15 protein-coding genes and 1 riboswitch are annotated in these 17,594 nt (G+C 57.8%); of the genes, 9 read left to right on the top strand and 6 right to left on the bottom strand.

What is annotated here, in order from left to right; translation table 11 throughout:
- Positions 1-336: 336 nt before the first annotated feature.
- The 4 genes from AC3G2T_RS21025 to AC3G2T_RS21010 all read left to right on the top strand — a co-directional run bounded on the left by AC3G2T_RS21025 (position 337) and on the right by AC3G2T_RS21010 (position 3,906).
- The gene (locus AC3G2T_RS21025; protein WP_488436769.1) at positions 337-1,056 is read left to right on the top strand and encodes a response regulator transcription factor; all 720 of its coding nucleotides are present in this window, start codon (positions 337-339) and stop codon (positions 1,054-1,056) included.
- On the top strand, positions 1,029-2,330 hold the full coding sequence (locus tag AC3G2T_RS21020; RefSeq protein ID WP_488436768.1) for a sensor histidine kinase: 1,302 nt from the start codon (positions 1,029-1,031) through the stop codon (positions 2,328-2,330). The genes AC3G2T_RS21025 and AC3G2T_RS21020 overlap by 28 nt, the downstream gene beginning before the upstream one ends.
- A gap of 74 nt (positions 2,331-2,404) precedes the next feature.
- Positions 2,405-3,040 (top strand): FMN-binding protein, encoded by a 636-nt coding sequence (locus tag AC3G2T_RS21015; protein ID WP_488436767.1) that lies wholly within the window; start codon positions 2,405-2,407, stop codon positions 3,038-3,040.
- A 20-nt stretch (positions 3,041-3,060) separates the two neighbouring features.
- Complete coding sequence (locus AC3G2T_RS21010) at positions 3,061-3,906, top strand: RnfABCDGE type electron transport complex subunit D (RefSeq protein ID WP_488436766.1); 846 nt, start codon at positions 3,061-3,063, stop codon at positions 3,904-3,906.
- A gap of 28 nt (positions 3,907-3,934) precedes the next feature.
- Here AC3G2T_RS21010 and mdcH read toward each other — a convergent pair whose 3' ends face one another.
- From mdcH to mdcA, 6 genes are read right to left on the bottom strand one after another with little or no spacing between them, the layout of a single operon-like run.
- Positions 3,935-4,858, bottom strand: coding sequence for a malonate decarboxylase subunit epsilon (gene mdcH / locus AC3G2T_RS21005; protein ID WP_488436765.1), 924 nt, complete (start codon positions 4,856-4,858; stop codon positions 3,935-3,937).
- Positions 4,855-5,502, bottom strand: a complete 648-nt coding sequence (locus tag AC3G2T_RS21000; RefSeq protein ID WP_488436764.1) for a malonate decarboxylase holo-ACP synthase — start codon at positions 5,500-5,502, stop codon at positions 4,855-4,857. Before AC3G2T_RS21000 ends, mdcH begins: the two co-directional genes overlap by 4 nt.
- Complete coding sequence (locus AC3G2T_RS20995; RefSeq protein WP_488436763.1) at positions 5,493-7,202, bottom strand: biotin-independent malonate decarboxylase subunit beta; 1,710 nt, start codon at positions 7,200-7,202, stop codon at positions 5,493-5,495. The genes AC3G2T_RS21000 and AC3G2T_RS20995 overlap by 10 nt, the downstream gene beginning before the upstream one ends.
- Positions 7,199-7,492 carry a malonate decarboxylase subunit delta gene (locus AC3G2T_RS20990; protein WP_474681079.1) on the bottom strand — a complete coding sequence of 98 codons (294 nt, stop codon included), beginning with the start codon at positions 7,490-7,492 and terminating at the stop codon, positions 7,199-7,201. The genes AC3G2T_RS20995 and AC3G2T_RS20990 overlap by 4 nt, the downstream gene beginning before the upstream one ends.
- Positions 7,493-7,508: 16 nt before the next feature.
- Positions 7,509-8,417, bottom strand: a complete 909-nt coding sequence (locus AC3G2T_RS20985; protein WP_488436807.1) for a triphosphoribosyl-dephospho-CoA synthase — start codon at positions 8,415-8,417, stop codon at positions 7,509-7,511.
- A 3-nt stretch (positions 8,418-8,420) separates the two neighbouring features.
- A complete protein-coding gene (gene mdcA / locus AC3G2T_RS20980; RefSeq protein ID WP_488436762.1) occupies positions 8,421-10,079 on the bottom strand; it encodes a malonate decarboxylase subunit alpha in 1,659 nt (552 codons plus the stop codon).
- Positions 10,080-10,237: 158 nt separating this feature from the next.
- On the opposite strand from mdcA, the gene AC3G2T_RS20975 reads away from it, so the two are divergent.
- The 5 genes from AC3G2T_RS20975 to AC3G2T_RS20955 all read left to right on the top strand — a co-directional run bounded on the left by AC3G2T_RS20975 (position 10,238) and on the right by AC3G2T_RS20955 (position 17,568).
- The gene (locus AC3G2T_RS20975) at positions 10,238-11,164 is read left to right on the top strand and encodes a LysR family transcriptional regulator (RefSeq protein WP_488436761.1); all 927 of its coding nucleotides are present in this window, start codon (positions 10,238-10,240) and stop codon (positions 11,162-11,164) included.
- A 37-nt stretch (positions 11,165-11,201) separates the two neighbouring features.
- A riboswitch (ZMP/ZTP riboswitch) is annotated at positions 11,202-11,282 on the top strand.
- A gap of 50 nt (positions 11,283-11,332) precedes the next feature.
- A complete protein-coding gene (locus AC3G2T_RS20970) occupies positions 11,333-11,920 on the top strand; it encodes a DJ-1/PfpI family protein (protein WP_488436760.1) in 588 nt (195 codons plus the stop codon).
- A 922-nt stretch (positions 11,921-12,842) separates the two neighbouring features.
- The gene (locus AC3G2T_RS20965) at positions 12,843-14,069 is read left to right on the top strand and encodes an MFS transporter (protein WP_488436759.1); all 1,227 of its coding nucleotides are present in this window, start codon (positions 12,843-12,845) and stop codon (positions 14,067-14,069) included.
- A 104-nt stretch (positions 14,070-14,173) separates the two neighbouring features.
- Positions 14,174-16,027: a cache domain-containing sensor histidine kinase gene (locus AC3G2T_RS20960; RefSeq protein ID WP_488436758.1), complete on the top strand. Its 1,854-nt coding sequence runs from the start codon at positions 14,174-14,176 to the stop codon at positions 16,025-16,027.
- Positions 16,024-17,568 (top strand): response regulator transcription factor, encoded by a 1,545-nt coding sequence (locus tag AC3G2T_RS20955; RefSeq protein ID WP_488436757.1) that lies wholly within the window; start codon positions 16,024-16,026, stop codon positions 17,566-17,568. The genes AC3G2T_RS20960 and AC3G2T_RS20955 overlap by 4 nt, the downstream gene beginning before the upstream one ends.
- Positions 17,569-17,594: the final 26 nt, after the last annotated feature.

Here is a 17,594-nt window from a genome sequence, read left to right as displayed (position 1 = left end):
GGGTTACGAAACTGAAGTGGGGGGGGCGAGGCGGCTTTGCAGGAAAAGCCTGCGAAAGTGCAGGAATTTTTTGCGAAAAGGGTCCGTTTTGGCGAAAAGCCTGCGAAAGTGCAGGAATTTTCGATTACAGCGGGTCTGAGCTCATGTTCGCGGCGAAAAGCCTGTACAATTGCAGGAATTCTTCGCGGGCAGCGATTAAGAACGCAAATTCATGTATTTTTGCAGGTTTTCTTCGCGACACCAGGCAGGTTATGCGACTGGCTCGGGCGTCTGGGTTTCTCCGTATCCTGCACTTTTGCAGGTTTTCCGCTTAACGTTGCAAATGGGGGGATAGACATGAATATTTTGCTCGTTGAAGATGACAGGAAGCTTGGCGAGTTGATTCAATATAAGCTGAAAAAACAGCTGTTCCGGGTGGAATGGGCCCAGGATGCGGATGCTGCGGCGGATTTTATGGAAAGATATCCGTTTGATATTTACATTTTGGACTGGATGATTCCTGGGAAATCAGGCGTGGAGCTGTGCAAGGAAATACGCATGAAAAAAAATCAGACGCCGATTCTGATGCTGACCGCGCGCGATGCCGTTACAGACCGGGTGCAGGGACTGAATGCGGGAGCGGACGATTATTTGGTCAAGCCATTTGATTTCGAGGAATTGATCGCGCGCCTGAACGCGTTGTACCGGAGGAAGGAAACGGCCTGGGAAGGGGAAGTCAAAGCTTTCGGCGATACGCTTGCCGTCCATTTGACAACCCATGAAGTGTATAGAAACGGTGTTCCCGTCATGCTTTCGCGGCGCGAATTTCAATTGCTCTCGTTCATGGCGAACCATCACGGACAAATATTAAGCAGGGAGCAGCTGCTCGACCGGGTATGGGGAATGGATGCGGACATCACTTTGAACGCTGTCGATGCGACAATCAAGCTGCTGCGCAAAAAATTGGACGATCCGTTCCCGGACAAGCTCATTCACAATGTGCGGGGACTCGGGTACCGCCTGCTGGCGAAAGGGGGAGAAGGGGACCCGTGTTCGAGCGAACGAGAAAGCGATTGACTTTGCTGTTCGGCGGCATTTTGGCCGTAATCTTGATCGTCGTTACCGTTATTTATTACCTCATCCTGCAGCAGACGCTGCAAAAGAACGAGCGGATTCACTTGGCCAACGTGCACGATAAAATGAACCGTCAATGGGAGCACCGGGTGGAAGAGCAGCGAAAAACACGCGGCGACAAGGCGGACGGGCACGAAACGAAAAACATGGAATGGGCGTTCCTGCAATCGGATGAGCTTGCCGTATTGGTAGCTCCCGATGGAAAGACGTCGGCTTCGCCCACCGCTTTTACGGCCATGGGAGCTCAACTGCTGCAATGGGCCCAGAACCGGCAGTACTTGGGGGTGCAAGGAGACGTTTTTCAGCTCGACGACGGAGGGGCTAAAGAAACTTTTTTAGCAAGCACGAACACGTTGAGCCTTTCCGGCGGAACTTATTGGGTAGCCGTGAACATTTCCGACGATCTCCTATTGATCGGGCAAATGAAGCTGTTATTGTCCGTTTTTTCGATAGTGCTGCTGACGGTTGCCAGCGTTGTAGGTTATTTTTTTGCCGGAAAAGCGATAGTGCCGATAAAAAATTCGTTTTTTCGGCAAGTCGAGTTTACGACTAACGCCTCGCATGAACTGAGAACGCCGCTTAGCGTCATCCATTCTTCGGTAGAGCTGCTGGAAGAGTGCAAAGAAGCTCTCCCCGATTTTGAACAGCGCGTTCTGACAGGCTTGAAGGATGAAGTGAAGCGCATGATTCGGCTGGTGGAATCTTTGCTGACTTTGGCCCGCAGCGATGCGAAAGTGTCGGTCTACAGGCAGGAGCCGGTCGATTTGGCCCGAATAGCGGCCCAGGCGGTTCAAGCGATACAGACATTGGCGCGAAAAAAAGAGATTTATTTGCATATGGACCTCTCCCATAAGGAAGAAGCGGCCGTTCAAATCGAAGGAAACGAGGACCAATTGCGGCAATTGGTTTTGATCGTGCTGGACAATGCCATTAAATACACCTCCGCAGGGGGAGAGGTTACAGTCGCGTGTCATAGAGGCAAACATGCCGGAGCGGTTCTGCAGGTCACGGATACGGGGATCGGGATGTCCAGGGAGGAGCTGCCGCACATTTTTGAACGGTTTTACCGGGTGGATAAAGCGCGGTCCCGGGAATTTGGCGGAGCGGGATTAGGGTTGTCCATTGCAGCGGAAATATTGCGGCAGCACCGGGCGTCAGTCCATGTCGAGAGTGAAGCTGGAAAAGGGAGCCGCTTCGAATTCGTGTTTGGATCTTAGCTTTTTTCACTTTGTTTTCACTTTCGTGCCGTAAAGTATGCGGTAGACAAGAAAGCAAAGGAAGTGTTGTTGATATGGCACGAATGGGAAAAAAACTGGTCGCTCTTTGTTCGACCGCAATCGGCATCGTCTACTCCGCCGGTTACATGATCAACCAGCCGCCGGCGCAAACGGTCCTGCCGTCAACGTCTGACTCTTACTCAGCATCTGCGTTTGCGCAGGGGCTGACCGCCGAAGAGACTCCAGGCTTAACGACGGAGCCTTCCAAAACGATGCAGCCCTCTACCGTTCCGGTCCCGACTTCGGCTTCGGCTCCGGCCTCGACTTCGACTGTGAGTTCGGTTCCGGCCCCGACTTCGACCCCGATTTCGACTCCAACCACAAAGCCGGTACCGAGAGCGTCCGCCGAACCGCCCAAACCGACAGCTCCGGCCAAAGCGGCATCCAAATATAAGGACGGAACTTATACCGGTTCGGGTACGAACCGTTTTGGCACAGTTGCGGTGAGCCTTTCGATTGTTAAAGGTAAAATCTCATCCGTCGTCATCACGGAATCCAAAACCCGTTATCCTCAGCGCTATATCGATTCGCTGCCCAGTCAAGTCGTTGAACTGCAAAGCGCCGCTGTCGATACGGTCAGCGGGGCCACCCGGAGTTCGGAAGATTTTATCGAAGCCGTACAAGTAGCGCTGAAGCAAGCGCAAGTATAGAGAGTGGAGGATGAACGGTTATGAAGAAGACCGAATCTGCCCGGGATACCGGCAAAAAAGCAGTACGCATATGGAACACGCCCAAAGGATTTGTCATGCTCATGCTGTGCCTCCTGCTTGGCCTGGAGATAGCTTATACGCGAGAGTACCAAGGGCTGCTCCATGCAGGCGTCGCAATTTTTGCCGCCGCGCTTGTCGACGTGTGGGTCGGCTTGCTGCAAAAAAGGAAACGCCTGTTTCCGGACGGAGCTATCGTCACCGGGCTGATCGTAGCTCTGGTCCTGAGCGTAAAGGAGCCTTGGTATATCGCTTTGGCAACTTCGCTGTTCGCGATCGTATCCAAGCATATATTGCGGGTGAAGCGCAAGCCTGTTTTTAACCCGGCGGCATTCGGATTGCTGTTGTCCGTCTTCGTATTTTCAAGCGGCGAGGATTGGTGGGGAAGTTTGACGGATCTGCCCGTCTGGGCTGTGGGCATCATGCTTGCAATCGGATTTGCGGTTGCCGGGAGGGCGAACAAATTTCCGCAGGCGTTTTCTTTTTTAGGCGCATACTTTACGATTTTGCTGGCGCTCGGCATATTTCATATCGGCGAAGTCGCGGAACTGTACCAGTCTCCATTCATTAACGCCGTTTTGTTTTTAAGCTTTTTGATGGTTACAGATCCGCCTACCTCTCCCGGCAAATATGCGGGACAAATCTGGTTCGGCGTGTTCGCGGCGATCGTCAGCATCGCATGGAATCTGACATACGGCGGCATTTCATTTCTCCTGGTCGGATTGATCGCCTCCAACCTGGTTCATGCCGCGACGCATGCGGTTAAAACGAAATCGTTGAATAAAGAGCCGATACGAAGTGTACAGTAAAAATTTTCCAATCGAAGCTCGCGGTTCCCTATAAAATCCTGCCGGCCAAAAGCTTGACCGTCTCAAGTCCGGATTCGCCCAAGGCGACGCTTCGCGCTTCGGGGAAGGCCTGATTGGCAAGGTCGGAGAGCACATGGCCGGGAGGCATTTCCACAAACAGCCGGGCTCCCAGTTCGAACATCAGGGAGACGGTGTCATGCCAGCGCACCGGATGGGCGACGCCGAAAGCCAAATCGTCCCGGATTGCGGCGGCATCCGTCAACAACCGCGCGCGGCGGGCTCCGGCATACGGCACGCTAGGGCGGCGCAGGCTGATCCGGTCCAGCGCTTCGGCCAACCGGGCGGCGGTGGAGTCAAGCAGCCCGCAGTGCGAAGGGACGCTTACCGGCAGCATGACGCCTTTGCGCGCGCCGGCCGATCCGGCCGCTTGGAAAAGGGCTTGAATGCCTGCGAATTTGCCGGAGACGGCGATTTGGGAAGGGGCATTCAAATTCGCGATATGGACCGGCGCTTCGGGCGTAGAAACTTGCCCGATCAAAGCGAGCAGCCTGCGCTCCGTCAGGCCGGTAATAACGCCCATCCCGTAGCCCCCGGGATATGCGCTCTCCATGCATTCCCCCCGCAGTTTGACGAGAGTCAGCGCATCGTCAAAAGCCAGCGCTCCGGAGGCGACGGCGGCTGCGAAGGCCCCGACCGAATGCCCGGCGACCATGTCCGGCACGATGCCTTCCGCTTGCAGCGCGGCGGCGGCTCCGACCCCGGCCGCGAGCAAACAGATTTGCACCCAAACCGTGGAGCGAAGATGCCGGTCATCGTCTACGGACAGCACGTCCAGCCCCAGCACCTCGCTTGCTTCTTCCAATACAGCCTTGACAGCCGGATGATCCGGCAAACAATGCAGCATGTCCGCGTGCTGCGAGCCTTGTCCGGGAAACAAAAAAACGATGCTCATCGTATCCTCCTATCCGCTTGCGGCGACCAGGGATCGGCCGTTAACCGCGGCCCCTCGGAAGTCCGCAGCAGCACCTGGCGCTCTCCGCGGGCGTACTCGATCAGCGACACAGCGCCGCAAGAGGTCTCGATCTGCACGTCGAGGCGAACCGGCAGCACATCCTGCAGCCGGAGCAAGCCGCGTGCTTCCTCGACCGATAACGGGGCGTCCGCCCGAATCGTCACGTCCAGGTCGCTTCCTGGTCCGGCGGTTTCCGTGCCGCTCGCCAGCTCGAAGCCGACGCTGCCCGCCGGTCCCCATGCGGCGCCCAGCCCCGTGAAAAAAACGTCCGCCTCCTCCAGCGCGGCGATGGCCGGCACGAGCCCGGAGCGGGGAGCGCTCCGCCATGCTTTGCTTGCCGCAAGCTGCTGCGGCGTTATCCTTTCGATGGCGTCGCCAAGGGGCAAAAAGGCGGCATAACGCTCGTTCCGCCTGCGCCCCCGCACGCCGACCGGAGCCGCCCCCTGCAGCCAGGCGGCCCGGCGGACGACGACAAAGGGCGCTCTTGCCAGCGATGCTTCGACCCAGGCAAGCTCCGGTTCCGCTGCGCCGCGGGCGAGTGCGCCGGGACGGATGCGCACAATGTCATGCGGCGTCAGTTCCACAGCGCAGCCATGCGTTCGCGCACGCGGATCGAAGCGGCCCGGCCGGTGCGGGCTGCGTCGGAAGCAAGGCGGCCGCCCAGACCGCCGTCCCCGGTGCGGACGATCGCGATAGCGTCCGCCAGCAGGCCGCGGACGCGCTCCACATCGTCCGCTTCCGGAGCGTCTGCGCGAATGCCGCCGATCAGTTCGTCCACGGCACCGAGCGAAGCGAACGACTTGATGTCGTAGGCGGTCGCCGGCACTTTTCGGGCGGCTTCCTCCAACTCCGCGACCGTTCTGCGGGTGACGCGCGCCGCCGATGTTTTGGACATGACCTGCACGACGACGCCCGGGTCGTCCAGAGCGAGAATCCGGCTCGCCTGCAGGCCATGCGCCAGAAAAGCGCCGGAAATGGCATTGCCGACGAGCAGCGCAATCACCGGATGCCCGGCTAGCCGTGCCGATGCATAGGCGTCGACGGCCGCCGCGCAGGCCAGATGGATGCCGAGCAGCTCCTCCATGTAGCCGTAGGCTTGGCTCGGCACATCGACGATGGCGACGATGGCGCGCTTATGCCCGCCGGCGTCCTGCTCGATGGCGTCGCGAATATGCCGCGCTAGCGTCCAGCCTTCGTCGATGCCGACTTCGCCTTTGCGGGCCCGCGGAAACCGGCTGTTCGGATTCGGCGCGACCGCTATGTAGCGGACGCGTTCCTTGCCGAGCGCCGCATCCGCGCAAAGCACCGCCGGAGCGCCGGGGAGCGGGCTTCGCGAAGCGCCGGACAACCGCTCGAACCACGTTCGTCCGCGGCTGTCCGAACTGCCCGCGGTTTCGCTCCATCTTTGCTCCAACCACGCGACGGAGCCGCCGGAAGCTGCCGTACTTTCCGTTCCCCACAGCGTGCGCAGCGTTTCTCCGCCGATTTTTACGGCGGGATCGATTGCGGCAAGCTTGCCCAGAAAGCGCTCCACATCCGCGCTTCGGTGTACGGGCGGAATGCCGCGGCCGAACGATTCCCCGACGGCCCTGCGGACCGCTTCCGCCGTATCGTCGGCGAGCATATCGGCAAGCGCCGTCCCTTGCCGCTGCTCGCCGCCCGTCGTTCGCCAGATCAGGCGGCGGTCGCTTGCATCCAGCTCGGCGATCCCCGCTTCCTGCTCGATCACTTCAGGCCCGTTCAGCCCGAGCCGGCCCTGCTTCGTCATCACGAGCCGGCTGCACAGCGCAGCGCAGATCGACATCCCGCCGAAGCAGCCGATCAAACCGGGAATGACGCCGACGACCGGCACGAACCCGCGCAGCGCGACAATGGCGGCACCGATCTCGGCGATCGCCAGCAGCCCGTAGTTGCCTTCCTGCAGGCGCACGCCCCCGGTATTCAGCAGCAGCACGGGCAGCACAGGCTTGCCGTCCCGGCAATCCCGCAGCGCGAGCTCCAGCGCTCCGGCCATTTTGGCTCCGGCCACTTCACCAACGCCGCCGCCCTGAAACGCGCCGTCCATGGAAATGACGACGGCAGGCTTGCCGCCAAAACTTCCGCGGGCGACGACAACCCCGTCATCGCTTTGCGGAACGATGCCCTGCGCCGCGAGATGGGGCGATTCGAAACGTTCGAACGGGTCGAGCAGTTCCCTGAACGTCCCTTCGTCAAGCAGCGCTTGAGCGCGTTCGCGGGCATTCAGCTCGATAAAGCTTGTCTCTTTTTGCGTGCGCACATTCATCGTTCCAACACCTCGATTGCTTGGGCCAGCCGCAGCGAGACCACGCCGGGCGTTGCGCCGTAATCGTTAATCTGTATGGACGCCGCAATCGGATGCATATAAAAAAATTTATCGAGCACGGCTCTCCACGTTTCTTCAAACCCTTGCACCGACGTACGGATCCGTACGTGCGCATGCAAGCCGGCGGAAGGCTCTACCAATATTTCCAAATCTCCTGATCCGACGGCTCCCACGTGGGCCCGCGCGGCAAGCTTCCGCGCAGCATCATATTGAAAGTTCAGCGTCTCCAAGTTTCGTACACCTCCGTTAGTGATTGAGCGGCACAGCCGTGGGCCGCAGTCCGTCGGCCGGAGCGGAAGCCATCCGCTCCAGACTGTCCAAAAACAAAGCGGCGGCAAGCAGATCCGCGCTGCCTCCGGGGGATATGCGCAGCCGGACACACGTTTCGGCCAGCCTCTGCAAGAGGAACCACCCTTCGGGGGCGGACGTTCCGCCCGCAGCGAGGATGTTTTGCGCGCCCTGCTGCGCCTCCCGGAGCGCTTCCATGCCGCCCCGGTGCAGCAGGCACGTATCGTCGAGCCGGCTCATGACGGCCAGCAGCGCGTCCAGGCGGGCCAAAGTTTCCGGCACGCCCCGCTTGCGCGCTTCCCGCAGCGCCGGCAAGGCGGCCCCGATAACATGCGGAAAAGCCTGCTCGGCTTCTCCGCGGGCCCCCGCCGCCCCGAACCGCTGCCGGACTCTGCTTCCGTTCGATTCGCGCGGGGGATGGAAGCAGTCCGGGTATTTGGCGATTTCGCCGGCGATGGCGGCGATTCGCTCCGGCGCGGCGCGCCGCCCGGCGATGGCCGCTCCCGCCGTCAGCAGGCCGAGCGCCCAGATCGCGCCGCGGTGGGTGTTGATGCCGCCGGTGGCGGCCATCATCCGCGCTTCCGCGTCGCGCCCGAGCTGCGCCAGCCGTTCGCGAAGCGGCTGGCCGGGAGCTTGCCCGCAAGCGGCGCGGGCCATCAGCGCGAAGCCTTCGCGGAGCGAATGCGCGGAGCGGATCATCAAGCCGATGTGCAGATCGGCGTGGGCGCCCGGGCCGCTGCGGTCGACGAGGCCCGGCTTCGGCGTCAGCTCCGCTTCCTCGATGAGCGCGGCGACGGCCAGCCCGGCAAGCTCATCGGCTTCCGCCGGCGCCGGCTGCGGTAAATGACAGGTGCAGGTGAGTTTCATCATTTACCAGCTCCTGAATTTAGCCGGCGGCTCATACAAGCCTCCGGACCAGTCGACCAGTTCCTCGGCGCTTCGTGCGGCTAGCAGCGACCGTTTGGCATCGGTGCGGCGGACGCCCAGATCTTCCGGGAACGCGACAAGCCCGTCCGCACGCAGCTGATCGTTAAGCGCGTAATCGTGGCTTCTGCCGAGCGGAGTAACGCCGGCGACGGCGGCGATGGCAAGCTTGCGTTCCTCCAGGTTCCGTGCTTTGTACACATAAGCGACGCCTTCTTCGGTGACGACATGCGTCACGTCGTCGCCGTAGATCATGACCGGCGCAAGCGGCAAGCCGGCGCTCCGGCCGACTTCGATCGCGTCGAGCGATTCGACGAAAGTGGGGATGCCCCCGCGCTGGAACGTTTCGACCATCTGGACGACAAGCTTGCGGCCGCGCACGAGCGGATGGTCCGCCGTTTTCATGTCGAGCCAGGCGGGCGTCGGGTGCCTCCGCCCCCGCGGGTCGTGCCCCATGTTAGGGGCGCCCCCGAAACCGGACAGCCGGCCCGACGTCACGGTGGAAGAATGGCCTTCCGCATCCATTTGCAGCGTGGAGCCGATGAACAGATCGACGGCATATTGTCCGGCCATCTGGCAGTAGGCGCGGTTGGAGCGGAGACTGCCGTCGGGGCCGGTGAAGAACACGTCCGGCCGCGCCGCGACGTACGCCTCCATGCCGACCTCGCCGCCGAAGCAGTGCACGCTCTCGACCCAGCCACTTTCGATCGCCGGAATGAGCGTCGGATGCGGGTTGAGCGCCCAATGCCGGCATATGCGGCCGCGCAGTCCGAGCGATTCGCCGTAGGTGGGGAGCAGCAGTTCGATCGCCGCCGTGTTGAAGCCGATGCCGTGATTCAGGGATTGCACCTGATGGCGTTCGTAGACGCCGCGAATGGCCAGCATGCCCATCAAAATTTGAATGTCCGTAATTTGCCGCGGATCGCGCGTAAACAATGCCTCCAGCGGATAAGGCTTGTCGGCGGGGACGACGACGTCGACCCAGGAAGCCGGAATATCGACGCGCGGCAGCTCGTCGACGATCTCGTTGACCTGCACGATCACGATCCCGTTGCGGAAGGCCGCCGCTTCGACTATCGCCGGCGTCTCTTCCGTATTCGGCCCCGTGTACAGGTTTCCGTGCCGGTCCGCCTTGTCCGCAGCGACCAGCGCAACGTCGGGAATGAGGTCGACGAACATGCGGGCGTACAGCTCCAAATAAGTATGGATCGCGCCGATTTCCAACTTGCCGTCCTCGACCATTTGGGACATGCGCAGGCTCTGCGGCCCCGAAAAGGAAAAATCGACTTTCCGGGCAATGCCGTATTCGAAAATATCGAGGTGCTCGCGCCGCGAGATGCTGGATATGAGCATATGCAGGCCGTGGATTTTGCCGGGATCGACTTTGGCAAGCGATTCGGACAAAAAAGCGGCTTGCTTCTGATTGTTTCCTTCCAACACGACCCTGTCGCCGGGTAAAATCAGCGCTTCGAGCGCTTCCACGATGCTGCCTGTCGGCAGCAGACGCCCTTCCATCAGCCGGCTTGCCTGCCGCAGCCTCCGCGCTTTTTCGTCGCGCCGCGTCGTCCAGGAGCGCGCCGCTTGCGCATGTATCGTTTGATTCATACCGCATCCTCCTCGTTCGGGGTACTAGGAGTCCGACATCGGACAGACTCCTGTATGTGTATCCTTTTGAAAATAGTATACAGGTAGTCTATACATATCGGATAATATATAATTATGTATAAGAATTATATTCAATATCGAATAGATGAGGGGTTGCCATGGAGCTGCTGCAGCTAAAATATTTTCAAACCGTCGCCAGGCTGGAGCATATGACGAAGGCGGCGGCGGAGCTTCGCATTCCGCAGCCTGCGCTGAGCAAAATGATTTCCGCGCTGGAGAAAGATTTGGATGTCAAACTGTTCTACCGCACCGGAAAATATATTCGTTTGAACGCATATGGCAAAGCGTTCCTCCGAAAAGTGGACACCGCCATCGCGGCTTTGGAGGACGGGAAGAGGGAGATTCGGGATATGTCGGGGGAGACCGGCGGCAGCATCGAGCTTGCCGTTCTGGTCGGCTCGCACCTGCTGCCGGATTTACTCGCTTCCTTCCGGCTAAAGCATCCGCAAATCAGCTTTCACTTGCTGCAGCATGCTTCCCTCGCGGCGATGCGCTCCGATTTCGATCTGTGCCTGTCCTCTTCGCCCGTGCCCATTCAAGGCGTGGAGAGCAGAGCGCTGCTTACGGAGGAAATTTTTCTTGCGGTGCCCTGCGGCCACCGGCTGGCAAGCCGCGGAAAAATCCGGCTGAGCGAAGCGGCGGACGAGGGGTTCGTCAGCCTGCGGCCGGGCAAAAACTTGCGGGAAACGGCGGACGCGCTGTGCCGGCAGGCGGGATTTGCGCCCCGCATCATTTTCGAAAGCGACGACCCTGCGACGGTCCGCGGGTTGATTCGGGCCGGACAAGGCGTCGGCTTCATCCCTTCCGTGACCTGGGGAGGAGCGACCGGCTCGGCCGTCGAGCTGCTTCGGATCGAAGAGCCGAGATGCGAACGCACGATTTGGCTGTCGTGGTCCAAAGACAAGTATCTCACCGAAGCTGCGGCGAGATTCCGCGAATTTACAGCGGACTATTTCAGACAGATGGCGCAGAGAGAACCGGCTGGCCGGCAGGGGACGAGAGCGGATTTTGAAAATAGGTTGTAATTATCTGAAATTTCTGATATAAATAGTTCATCGAAATTTTTGGGCGTGTTACTGGCGTAAACGTGGAGTACCACGAGGGAGCACAGCTTTTATAAAGCCGTACGCCTGGGCAAAGTATTCGGTCATTGACCGGATGCTTTTTTTATTATTTTCAGGGGAGATGAGCCTATGGAGCAGGTACGGCAGGCAAGAAACGTAGCGATATTGATTTTTGAGGGGGTTGAAGTGCTGGATTTTGCGGGCCCGTTCGAAGTGTTTACAACAGGAAGCGGCAGAGGGAAAGACTTCCGGGTCTATACGGTGGCCGAACAGGAGGGACCCGTTGCCGCATCGGGCGGCTTGAGCGTTACCCCGGGGTATACGATCCGCAATTGTCCGCCTCCTGATATTTTGCTCGTACCCGGCGGCCGGGGGGCGCGAAAAGAAATGCATAACGAGACGCTTACCGATTGGATTCGCGAGGCGTCGCGTCAAGCGGAGCTTGTTTTGTCGGTGTGCACCGGGGCTTTAATTTTAGCCAAAGCGAACCTATTGGAAGGATTGAAGCTTACGACGCACCGTCTGGCAATGGACGAATTGCAGGAAGCGGCCCCGAAATCGTCGCAAATATTGGAAGATGTCCGGTATGTGGATAACGGAAAAATAATTTTGTCCGCCGGTGTATCTGCGGGGATCGATATGTCTTTGTACGTTGTAAGCAAGCTGCTTGGAGAAGAAAGACGCCGGGAAACGGCAAACATCATGGAGTGGCAGTAAACCCCCGAAAATCAGCTTGTGGATAAAGTGGCAGGTTAGAGGAACCGGAGGTGGTACAGCCGATCTTCCACAATCCGCGCCTCCCCTGCACGGGTTGTGGCGCTGAAGTGGACACGCCTCTTCTGTTCTGGTTGAGGATCTGGAGCGGGTGGCATGGCGACTCCGCAAGTAGAAAGCCTGCAAAAGTGCAGGCTTTTTCTGCAAAAGTGGTACATTTTGGAGAAAAGCCTGCGATTGTGCAGGAATTTTCGATTGAAACGGGCCTGGGCTCATGTTCGCGGCGAAAAGCCTGCACAATTGCAGGAATTTTTCGTGGACGGCGCATTCGTTGAGCAAAAACTGCACTTTTGCAGGTTTTCTTCGGGCAACGAGGCAGATTGTGCGGTCGGCGCTGACGTGTGGGTTTCTGGACAGCCTGGATAGTGCGGCAATTTCAGTAAAACCGAGTCAGAGCCCCTGTATCCGATGAAAAGCCTGACATTTGCAGAAATGTTCCTTTACCGGCACAGCACTTTCACTAATTTCCCCCTACGCTGCCAGACAAGATGACTGCCGGCTCCGGCCGTGTGCGTTTATGCCTTTTATCATCATGGGTGCCGCCCAGCAGCACGGAGGCTCTTACAGGCATATCCTGCGCAACCAGGCAGGATATGCCGCCGACTCCGGCTTTGCGCTTTTGCGCCACCCAGCAGCACGGAGGCTCTTACAGGTATATCCAGCGCAACCAGGCAGGATATGCCGCCGGCTCCGGCCTTGCGCTTTTGCGCCGCCCAGCGGCACGGAGGCTTCCCTCACCACCCGCGGGGTGGTTTTTTTATTTTGAAAACGCTAAACAAATTTTCCGCTTTATAGGCTATAATAGATGGCATGGCAACAACATATCGAAATATTCGCTCTCAAGCGGAGGAGAGACTGGCTAACGATGGCTAACAGCGTGCTTCAAAAATTAGGCTTGCACATGACCCCGGAGACGAAATACAACTTTTACTGCGATTTCGGCGCCGGCACTTTATTCAGTCTCTTTAATGTCGTTTTCAATCAGTTTTATATTCCGATTGCGATCCGGCAAGGGGCGACCAACCTGGAGGTCGGCATTTTGGCTGCAGCTCCGGCGATCGGCCTGCTGTTTTCGCCGATTTGGGCGTCGCGGATCGAGCAGTCGAGCCCCAAGCCGTTTGTCGTCCTTCCGAGTTTGATCGGGAGGCTGCTTCTGTTGTTTCCGGCTTTTTTCGGACATCCGACAGTGTATGTGGTGACCGCCATCGTCTTTCAGCTTTTAATGGGCATACAGGCGCCGGCTTACGCTGCGCTGGTGACGCGCATGTACCAGCCGGATTTGCGGGGCAGGCTGATGGGCTACGTTCGCGTCGCGATGGGGGCGCTGATGATTCCGCTCGCTTATTTTATCGGCTTCTGGACGGACAAGTCGGGGCCGAGCGGGCCGCTGATCGTTTCCGCCGTAACCGGGGTGCTGTCCATTCTTTCCCTGGCCCGGGTCAAGGAAATAGGCCCGGTCAAGAAGCGCCCGCCGCGCAGCTCGTCCATCCGGGAGCAGTTCAAGCTGGTGAAGGAACACCGGGAGCTGCTTTATTTTTTCGGGGCGACGATGCTTGCCGGTTTCGGCAATATTTTGGCCAGCCCGCTGTACCAGATCATCCAGGTCAAGACGCTGCATTTGAACAATACGGAGATCGGCATTGCGCGGATTTCGTACTATACATGCCTGCTGCTGGCTTATTTTATCGTCGGGTGGGCGATCGACCGGTTCAGCCCCAAGCAGACGCTCGTTTACGGGCTCGGAGCTTACACGGTCGTGCCGCTGCTGTACGGGATTTTCGGCAACTATCCTGCGGTCATTATCGGCAGCGGCATCCAGGGGATCGGCGACGCGATCTGGGATATCGGCATTCTCGCTTACGTATTTCGGGTCACGCCGGGGCGGGAGGCGGTCGTGTTCGGCATGCATTTGATGCTTTTCGGCATTCGCGGGACGATCGCTCCGTTACTCAGCACGGGGCTGTCGAGCCAGGTGCCCGTCGCCGGGCTGTTGATAGCGTCATCGGTTTGCGGATGTATCGGCACCATCATTTTTTTGCTGCAAAAAGGGGACAAGGCGTCCGTCGAATCCGGAATCGCCAAAAATATGTAACAAAGCAGCGGAGATCCGGCAGTCATGCCCGGGTCTCTTTTGCATTTGTATTTACATAATCTATACAATGCATATTCGCCGAATCGCGACGGGAATCCATTATAATGTTCATAAAAAGCCTGATTGCTCAAGGGGTATGGAACATGCGGCGGAAGCATCGATTCAAAAGTCTTTTCAGCGGATGGAAAATGCTCGTCTTCGTTACGGTCTCCTACACGGTTCTGTTTCTGATTGCCTCGCAGGGCTACATTATTGGCAAACAATCGACAACGACGATCGAAAAACAATACAACCAAATTATTTTCGACAAAATGGACGGGCTATCCGTAAATATTATTAATTACTTGAACTATATCGACGATTTTGCCCGCACCTTGTCGCTCAAACAGGACCTGATCGGCAAAATCCGGCAGGACCAGGATGTGCCCAAAGAAGAAATCGAGGGATATTTGAATTTTTTTCGCCTGCGCCTTCCTTTGTATATTCAAATTTTGACCGACCGGAATCGCGTGTTCGCGTATCCGCCTATCGATCCGGAAGAAGAGGAGAAATTCAAGCAAACGATCGCTTCGTTTCCGTGGTACGGGTCGCGCGCTTATTTGAACAACAGCTTTATCAATGCCGACGTAACCGCCGATTTTCATTACAGCGCCTTTCCGCATGCTTTGTACATCAGCAAAAATTTGCTCCAGGACGACCGTTCGCTCGGAACTTTAACCGTCAAGCTGAACGGTTCGGCCATCGAAACGCTGCTCGATACCGTGCGCATCAACCCGCTCAACGCGGTGTTGATTATTTCGTCGGACGGCAAGGTGCTGTTTGAAAATAACCGGTCGGCGGCGGAAATTTCCGGCTATCTGAAATCGCTCGACAGGAAAAGCATCGACGAATTGATCCGCAAAAACGGCGAGGAATCGGGCTCCGGCACAATCCGCATAGAGGGTCAGGACTACTACTATATTTACAAGCAAATTCCTTCGACGGCATGGCAGACGCTCTCGATCATACCTCTCGGTTCCCTGCAGGCCGAAAGCAGCAGCGTATGGCAGACGACCGTCATTACGACGGCTTTTTCCGTGCTGCTGCTGGCAACGTTCGGTTATTTTTTGTACGCGAAGCTTTTGCTACCTGTCAAACGGATGTCAGGCATCATACGCATTGCGGGAAAAGGCGATACTCCGGCGCGCTACGAATACGAAGGATTCAAGGAGCTTGAAACGCTGAATCAGGGGATTTACCAATTTTTCAACCAGATTCAGACGCAAATTCAAATGATCAAAACGGGCGAAAGCGAGAAAAGAAGGCTGGAGGTGCATGTGCTTCAGGAGCAAATGCGGCCGCATTTTTGGCACAATTCTCTGAATTCCTTGCGTTTTATGGCTGTGCTGCACGGCAATGCCAAGATGGCCGACGCGATCATGGCGCTGACGCGAATGGTCGATTACACGTTGAAAAGGTCGTACGATCTGTTCAGCAAAGTAGAGGAAGAGACGGACTATGCGCTGCAATACGTCAAATTTCAAGAAATGCGCTCGATGCAGCGGATTGAAGTCCGGCTGGATATGGATGAGGGGGCGGCTGCTGCGCAAATCCCCAAATTTACGCTTCAGCCCTTGCTGGAAAATGCGATTATTCACGGCTTTTCCGCGCCGTTTAAAGGGCAGCCGTGCCTTGGCATCGCGGTGCATGCGTCTGACGGCACGCTGACGATCCGGATCGAGGATAACGGCAACGGCATCGGCGGAGAGACACTTCCGTCTTTATTGCTTCCGGCGAGCGGCGAGGAGCGCAGGACAAGGACCAAGGGGATCACCCTGCTGAACTTGCAGGAACGGATTCGCCTGGAATACGGGAATGGTTACGGCATTCAAGTGTACAGCCGGCCGGGCGAAGGTACCCGGGTCGAGATAAGGCTGCCCTTAATCATAAGCGAGGAGAAAGAAGGCGGACGGCTATGAAGGTCATGATTGTCGAGGATGAAGTGCTGGTGAGGCTCGGTTTGAAAAAGTCCATCCCCTGGGTCACGCTCGGCATGGAGCTGGTCTGCGAAGCCGCCGACGGGGCCGAAGCGTACGAAATGTTCGTCAGGCACATGCCGGATATTGTGCTGGTCGATATCGAACTGCCGAAAATGGACGGCTTGCGGTTTATTCAATTTGCCAAAAAGCACCGCGAAGATGCGAAGTTCATTATTTTGACCTGCCAGCAGGATTTCAAATACGCCCGCAATGCGATTCAGTTGCAAGTGTCGGATTTTTTGCTGAAATCGACGCTGGATATGAATGAGCTGTGCCAAATTTTACAAAATATGGCTTTGGAGCTGCGCCTCAAGCGGGCTGGAAGCGGCGAGCCGGACATAGCCGGCGAAGACCCGTCGCTGCGCAGACAACGGTTCGCCCAAAGCTGGCTGAACGGCACGCTGCCGAAGCCGGAAGCGGCCAGCTCGGACGCGCAGCTGCGGGAGTTCGCTTCGGCGCTGCAGGCCGTCAGCTTCCAGGCATGGGCTGTCCAGCTGGGCGCGGATGCAGCGGAGGAGGAGCGGCTCCATCATGAGGAGGCGCTCGAACGGCATGCGGCCGGCCATTTTGCGGGCCGCTGTCTGGGCGCTGTCGCAGAGCGGGACAAGCTTCGGCTGCATCTTATTTTCGCGGGTTCTGTGGCCGCCGGTGAAATCAGGCGATGGAAAGAAGACGCGGAGCGCAGGCTGGGAGCGACGGTGACGGTCGCCGTTAGCCCCGCTTTTACGGACCCTTACGAATGGCGGCTGTACGATCTCCAGGCTTGCGGGCTGCTCCAGCTCGAATTTTACGACCGGCTTGGCGATGTGCTGACCGGCAGCGATTTGATCGGCGAAGCGATCGCAGAGCCTGTGCTGGCCGTTCAAACGGAGCTGTACTCGAGCCTGACCGCTCTGCAATTCGCCGAAATCCGCCGGCTTGCCCGCAAACTGTGCGAAGCGTTGACGCATCCCCCGTATCTATACCCCCATACGGTGAAAAACATGTTCACCGAAATGCTGTTCCGCATTTGGACTGCCTGCGAGACGATCGCCGAAGCTTCGAGGATTGCCAACTATCAGCTGGTCGACCGGCTGAATGCCGCAGTCCGTCTGGAGGACTTGCTGCATCTGTCCCTGGAAGAAATCGACCGGATCGAGCAAGCTTTGGCCGACAGCTATGCTCAGGACGATAAAGCCGGAATGGTGCTGCAAATCAAGCAGTATATCAAGTCGAATCTGCACAGGGAATTTTCGCTGCAGGACGTCGCCGACACGTTTCATATGAACCATTCCTATTTGAGCCGCATGTTCAGGGAAGTAACGAATTCCAGCTTCACCGAATACGTACTGCACGAAAAGACGGAGCTGGCCATGATGATGATGAGAAACGGGCTGCCGCTGACCGAAATTTCCGAGAGGCTGGGCTATCAAAATTTGAGCTCGTTTACCCGGATGTTTAAAAAAGTGCGCGGCGTTTCGCCGTCCCGCTACGAGCATTAACTTGATAAGCGTTTCGTCCGAAGATG

The sequence above is a fragment of the Paenibacillus sp. sgz302191 genome (assembly GCF_057749925.1).
Note: the sequence above shows the minus strand (reverse complement) of the source record. Positions and strands in the feature narration are given on the sequence as shown.

What these genes read in the sequence shown, in the direction of transcription:
- mdcH (WP_488436765.1), bottom strand. Translation starts at nt 4,858, where the DNA reads ATGAGCATCGTTTTTTTGTTTCCCGGACAAGGCTCGCAGCACGCGGAC.
- AC3G2T_RS20975 (WP_488436761.1), top strand. Translation starts at nt 10,238, where the DNA reads ATGGAGCTGCTGCAGCTAAAATATTTTCAAACCGTCGCCAGGCTGGAG.
- AC3G2T_RS20970 (WP_488436760.1), top strand. Translation starts at nt 11,333, where the DNA reads ATGGAGCAGGTACGGCAGGCAAGAAACGTAGCGATATTGATTTTTGAG.
- AC3G2T_RS20955 (WP_488436757.1), top strand. Translation starts at nt 16,024, where the DNA reads ATGAAGGTCATGATTGTCGAGGATGAAGTGCTGGTGAGGCTCGGTTTG.
- AC3G2T_RS20985 (WP_488436807.1), bottom strand. Translation starts at nt 8,417, where the DNA reads ATGAAACTCACCTGCACCTGTCATTTACCGCAGCCGGCGCCGGCGGAA.
- AC3G2T_RS21025 (WP_488436769.1), top strand. Translation starts at nt 337, where the DNA reads ATGAATATTTTGCTCGTTGAAGATGACAGGAAGCTTGGCGAGTTGATT.
- mdcA (WP_488436762.1), bottom strand. Translation starts at nt 10,079, where the DNA reads ATGAATCAAACGATACATGCGCAAGCGGCGCGCTCCTGGACGACGCGG.
- AC3G2T_RS21015 (WP_488436767.1), top strand. Translation starts at nt 2,405, where the DNA reads ATGGCACGAATGGGAAAAAAACTGGTCGCTCTTTGTTCGACCGCAATC.
- AC3G2T_RS21010 (WP_488436766.1), top strand. Translation starts at nt 3,061, where the DNA reads ATGAAGAAGACCGAATCTGCCCGGGATACCGGCAAAAAAGCAGTACGC.
- AC3G2T_RS20960 (WP_488436758.1), top strand. Translation starts at nt 14,174, where the DNA reads ATGTTCATAAAAAGCCTGATTGCTCAAGGGGTATGGAACATGCGGCGG.
- AC3G2T_RS20965 (WP_488436759.1), top strand. Translation starts at nt 12,843, where the DNA reads ATGGCTAACAGCGTGCTTCAAAAATTAGGCTTGCACATGACCCCGGAG.
- AC3G2T_RS20995 (WP_488436763.1), bottom strand. Translation starts at nt 7,202, where the DNA reads ATGAATGTGCGCACGCAAAAAGAGACAAGCTTTATCGAGCTGAATGCC.